The organism is Acetobacter sp. AN02 (assembly GCF_029759835.1).
Taxonomy (GTDB): domain Bacteria; phylum Pseudomonadota; class Alphaproteobacteria; order Acetobacterales; family Acetobacteraceae; genus Acetobacter.
In genome coordinates, this window is sequence record NZ_JAJJND010000137.1 from 1 (window position 1) to 4,149 (window position 4,149).

Annotated in this window: 7 protein-coding genes; 1 reads left to right on the forward strand and 6 read right to left on the reverse strand. The window is 57.8% G+C overall.

What is annotated here, in order from left to right:
- Both LOC54_RS11485 and LOC54_RS11490 read right to left on the reverse strand, forming a co-directional pair.
- Positions 1–445: replication protein (locus LOC54_RS11485; protein WP_279313930.1), on the reverse strand; the 445-nt coding region annotated here is incomplete at its 3' end.
- Complete coding sequence (locus tag LOC54_RS11490) at positions 442–699, reverse strand: mobilization protein (protein WP_279313931.1); 258 nt, start codon at positions 697–699, stop codon at positions 442–444. The genes LOC54_RS11490 and LOC54_RS11485, both read right to left, overlap by 4 nt.
- A 395-nt stretch (positions 700–1,094) precedes the next feature.
- Here LOC54_RS11490 and mobQ point away from each other — a divergent pair, with 395 nt between their 5' ends.
- Entirely contained in the window at positions 1,095–2,147 is a 1,053-nt protein-coding gene (mobQ, locus tag LOC54_RS11495) for a MobQ family relaxase (RefSeq protein ID WP_279313932.1), read from the forward strand.
- 131 nt (positions 2,148–2,278) lie between these two features.
- Here mobQ and LOC54_RS11500 read toward each other — a convergent pair whose 3' ends face one another.
- The 4 genes from LOC54_RS11500 to LOC54_RS11515 form a co-directional block, all read right to left on the reverse strand.
- Positions 2,279–2,527, reverse strand: coding sequence for a hypothetical protein (locus tag LOC54_RS11500; protein WP_279313933.1), 249 nt, complete (start codon positions 2,525–2,527; stop codon positions 2,279–2,281).
- A 92-nt stretch (positions 2,528–2,619) separates the two neighbouring features.
- A complete protein-coding gene (locus LOC54_RS11505) occupies positions 2,620–2,892 on the reverse strand; it encodes a type II toxin-antitoxin system RelE/ParE family toxin (protein WP_279313934.1) in 273 nt (90 codons plus the stop codon).
- Positions 2,882–3,055 (reverse strand): hypothetical protein, encoded by a 174-nt coding sequence (locus LOC54_RS11510; protein WP_279313935.1) that lies wholly within the window; start codon positions 3,053–3,055, stop codon positions 2,882–2,884. The genes LOC54_RS11505 and LOC54_RS11510 overlap by 11 nt, the downstream gene beginning before the upstream one ends.
- A complete protein-coding gene (locus LOC54_RS11515) occupies positions 3,052–3,651 on the reverse strand; it encodes a helix-turn-helix domain-containing protein (protein WP_279313936.1) in 600 nt (199 codons plus the stop codon). The genes LOC54_RS11510 and LOC54_RS11515 overlap by 4 nt, the downstream gene beginning before the upstream one ends.
- Positions 3,652–4,149 lie beyond the last annotated feature (498 nt).

A 4,149-nucleotide genomic window follows, 5' to 3' on the forward strand; every position in this document is an offset into this window, starting at 1 on the left:
TCCCCTGGCACAGGGACAGCAAGTCGAGGCTGCCCCGTCGATCGAGGCCATAAGCCCGCAGTCCGGCCGGGGTGTTGGCCCAGCTCGCGGCCGCCTCCTGATTGCGGGCTTTCTGGTATCCTTCCGCCTGTCCCTGTTCCCATCCGGACTGATGGCCGAGGTAATATCCCGCCCCACAGCCCGCCAGAGCGATCAGGAGGCTGGTCAAACCTGTCCAAAGTAGATTGGAACGGATTTCGGTCTGACTGGCCTGTAGCGCCTTCTGTGAGGCTCCTGTGGCCTGTCTGAGCGCGGTCTGCATTTCGGCCGACAGGGCGTGTTCCTGCTGGTTCCGGGTGGCCTGATCGGACCTGACGGCCCGGAGCAGGCGGTTCGTCTCCGCCATTTCCCGGCCGAGCTGGTCGAACGCGGCCAGTCCGTCATCCAGCTCGCGTTCATCGGTCATGACTTGTCAGGTTCCGGCTTCTGCCATCCCTCAAACGCCTTGTGGTCGTGGTCGCGGGTGATGCGTTTCATCAGCTCGTCAATGACCCGTCCGAAGCGTTCATCCTTCCTGGCCGCGTCGATCAGCAGACCCCCGAGAATGACCTTGCGACGAGTGTCCAGCTTGCGTTCCTCGGCGTTCTGTCTGGCGAGTAAAGTCTGATAACGGGCCTTCGCCTGTTCGACCTGCTGTTTCGCCTTCTCGATGGGTGTCATTTTTCCTCCCGCACCAAGTGGGTGCAATGGTCTGTTGTGACTTCCGTTCCCGCGTGACCCTGTTGAGGATACCCGATTTTTCAGAAGTTTCCTTGATTCCTCGTAGAGCGCAAACAACCCTTGCGACAAGGGAGTGAAAGGCGCACTTTAGCATTGTTCCAATGCGTGCGTAAAAAAGAATAGAATTATGACCAAATGTGTTTGTGATTATTCCCCTGAAGAAATTCAAATCTTCATTGATAATTATCGAAAAGGATTAGCTCAAAACGTTAGTATTTATAAATCCAATGATGGGAAAATATTTTTGACGATTCATAAGGGTGGAGAATGCATCTGCATGTATGAATTGTTGAATGGAGAGTGGGTAATTGTTCCGCCTATGAACGATTTCTGATTTGGCGATCTACCACCTGTCCGTCAAATCCATTTCGCGCTCGGCCGGTCGCAGCGTCGTGGCTGCTGCTGCCTATCGTGCCGGTCAGGAACTGACAGACGAGAGGCAGGGCCTGACGCACGACTACACCCGCAAGCAGGGGGTGGAGGATGCGTTCATCGTGGCCCCGGCTGGCGCGGACTGGGCGCAGGACCGGAACGCCCTGTGGAACGCAGCCGAGGCGGCCGAGAAGAGGAAGGACGCCAAGACCGGCCGGGAATACGAGTTGGCATTACCGGCTGAACTGGACGCGGGCGCACGGGCGGCATTGGCCCAGGATTTCGCTCGTGAGCTGGTGGAGCGGTACGGGGTGGTGGCCGATGTGGCGATCCATGAACCCGGTCGGGAAGGGGACAACCGGAACCATCACGCGCACATCCTGACCACGACCCGCACGGCCGGGGCGGATGGACTGGGGGCCAAGACGCGGGTTCTGGATGTGGCCAGCACCGCCTCGGCCGAGATCGAGCATATACGGGGTGTGTGGGCGCGCCAGGTCAACATGGCGCTGGAACGGCATCAGGTCGAACAGCGGGTGGATCACCGGAGCTTCGAGCGTCAGGGGAAGGAGCAGGAGCCGACCCTCCACATGGGCGTGTCAGCGACTGCCATGGAGCGTCAGGCGGCCCGCGAGATTTCCGGCCGGGAGCCGGTGACGGATCTCGGGAAGCAGAATGCGGAGATCCGCGAGCGGAATCGTATTTTGGAAACGGCCCGCAAGGCCATGGAGAAGGCGCAGGAACTGTTCTCCGGCCTTGAGAAGCGGGCGCGGCTGGCGGTCGGGCTGGCCCGGAAGATCGGGCAGCGGATGGAACGGGAGAGAGAAGCCGAACGCCAGAGGAAGGAACTGGCGCGTCAGGCCGAGATCAGACGCCAGCAGGACATCCGGGCGGCCGAGGAAGCCCGGAAAGCCGTCGAGGAGCAGCTACAGCAGGAGGTGGAGCACGGCCGATCTCGGGGTTTGTCACGAGGTCGAGGCCGTGATTCCGGTAAAGGTTTTGGTGTAGATTTTTAATTGGGATTAGGAATCGCTTTTTTCTTTATATGTACTTACGACTTCTGCAAGAGCGGCAAGAGCTGCTGCGGCAGAAACTATTACCTTAACTACTTTACCGAAGTTCATTTTTGTCTCCTATTATGTATTTATTATTGCGATATTAGTTTTGTTTCTTGGGATAGAAGACGAGCTTTAGCTCTTACTCCAGATAGTTCTGATTTAAGATCATTGATCTGCATCTGAAATTTTACTTCTTTTATCCATTGTGCAATAGTTGATTGGCTACAGCGCAATGATTTAGCAGCGTCTACTTGTTTTACGCCGAATTCTGTCACCATTAGGTAGGCTAAGAGCATTGTTTTTTCGCGAGGTGCTCCTTTTATATTTTGATATGCCATAGAATCTCTCACTTTTTAGAAAAAACCGATGGGATGATTACCATACCCGATATTGAATATTCGGCAAGCTGTTTTTGTGAGACGTTACTCGATTATCTATCCTGCGACATGTGCCAGATGCGCAGAACGCGTACGATTTTGGCAGTTTTATCGACTTCGTAGAGCAGCACATAAGGGTGGACGATCGCCCATTCACGGGTGCCGTCCTCACCTTCCCGGCCGATGTTCGGGAACATGGCGAGGTCTGTGGTGGCGTCGATCAGCCGGAGCAAAATCCGCTTGGCCGCGTGAGGATTGCGGGGAAGCAGGTAGTCAACGATGGCGGCCCGGTCTGTCAGGGCTTCATCGGACCATTCAACCCGCACGCCGTTCCTCGTGTGGTAGGGCGTCGATCGCCGCCTGAACACGGGCCAGATCGGCTTTCAGGATCGCTAGAACCTGTTCGGCCGGAACGGCGGGTTTTGTGCTGTTCCGTGCTTTGCGGATCGCGGCCTTCTTGGCGGCTAGTTCGTCGGAAAGGTCGGTCATGACGCCCCCCCATGAAGGAGTTCGAGCTGCATGGGGGGACGGGTTTCCGCGGCCTGTGCCTTGCGGGCGTCCAGCGAGCCGTTCCATGCCACATGCGGGTTGATGAAATACACGGCCATGCCGGGGCCTCTCACCCCTTCGATCTTACGACGTTCGCGGCGGATCACGCCCATTTTTTCCAGCGTGCCCATGATAGTGCTGACGCTACGAGGCGCACAGTCGATCTCTTCGGCGAGTTGGTCACGGGTGAGCAGCACCTCGCCGGTGTCCTGCCGGAGATTGAGCAGCACCAGATCGAAAGCATGGCGCACCTGATTGGGCCGGTCATCGGATGGCAGGGCGCGGATGGCGTCCCAGATCGCAGCAGTCTGCATACGGCTCAACATGGTGAAACCTCCCGGCCAAAGCCCTTCGGTGGTGTCCGGACGCGCGGCCTTCTGGAGCGCGTGTGTGATCTTGGAAAGGGCTAAACGCGCCTCTCCCGGAAGATGCTTCAGAAGTTCTTCGGATAGGAGCGAAAGCTGCTCGGCCGCCTGTGCTGCTTCCTCCTGTCCGGATCGCTGCTGTCTGGTGGTGAGGCGCACAATCTGTGCCATGGCTTGCTCCCTGTGGAGAACCCGTCATTAGGTCACGGAATCCGTGATCCAAAGGTCACAGAGTCCGTGACCTAATGCAACCTGTTTCTGCCGGATTTCTGCGGGGTGTGGCGATCCCTAAGAAAGAGAAAAGAATCTAATCTCTCTGTTGGTCTCTCTTTTTCCGGTGGAAAACTGCCGTTTCGGGGTCTGTTCCGGCGCCCTACGGGCGGGCTACGCCGCTCCCGCTCCGCGCTCGCCCGGACCCTGTGACGCCGGTAGAATCGGGCGAAAGAAAATGGCTCAGGAAGCGATGAGGGAACTGGACGGCTTTCCCATCCCTGTGACGGTCAGGGGAGATACCAGCCGGATATGTTCCCCTTGGCGTCCGCGTTCGGGAAGCAGACCGTGCCGCCTTTCTGGCGTTCCGTGGTCCAGCCGTTCCCCTGGCACAGGGACAGCAAGTCGAGGCTGCCCCGTCGATCGAGGCCATAAGCCCGCAGTCCGGCCGGGGTGTTG

What these genes read in the sequence shown, in the direction of transcription:
- LOC54_RS11490 (WP_279313931.1), bottom strand. Translation starts at nt 699, where the DNA reads ATGACACCCATCGAGAAGGCGAAACAGCAGGTCGAACAGGCGAAGGCC.
- LOC54_RS11500 (WP_279313933.1), bottom strand. Translation starts at nt 2,527, where the DNA reads ATGGCATATCAAAATATAAAAGGAGCACCTCGCGAAAAAACAATGCTC.
- LOC54_RS11510 (WP_279313935.1), bottom strand. Translation starts at nt 3,055, where the DNA reads ATGACCGACCTTTCCGACGAACTAGCCGCCAAGAAGGCCGCGATCCGC.
- LOC54_RS11515 (WP_279313936.1), bottom strand. Translation starts at nt 3,651, where the DNA reads ATGGCACAGATTGTGCGCCTCACCACCAGACAGCAGCGATCCGGACAG.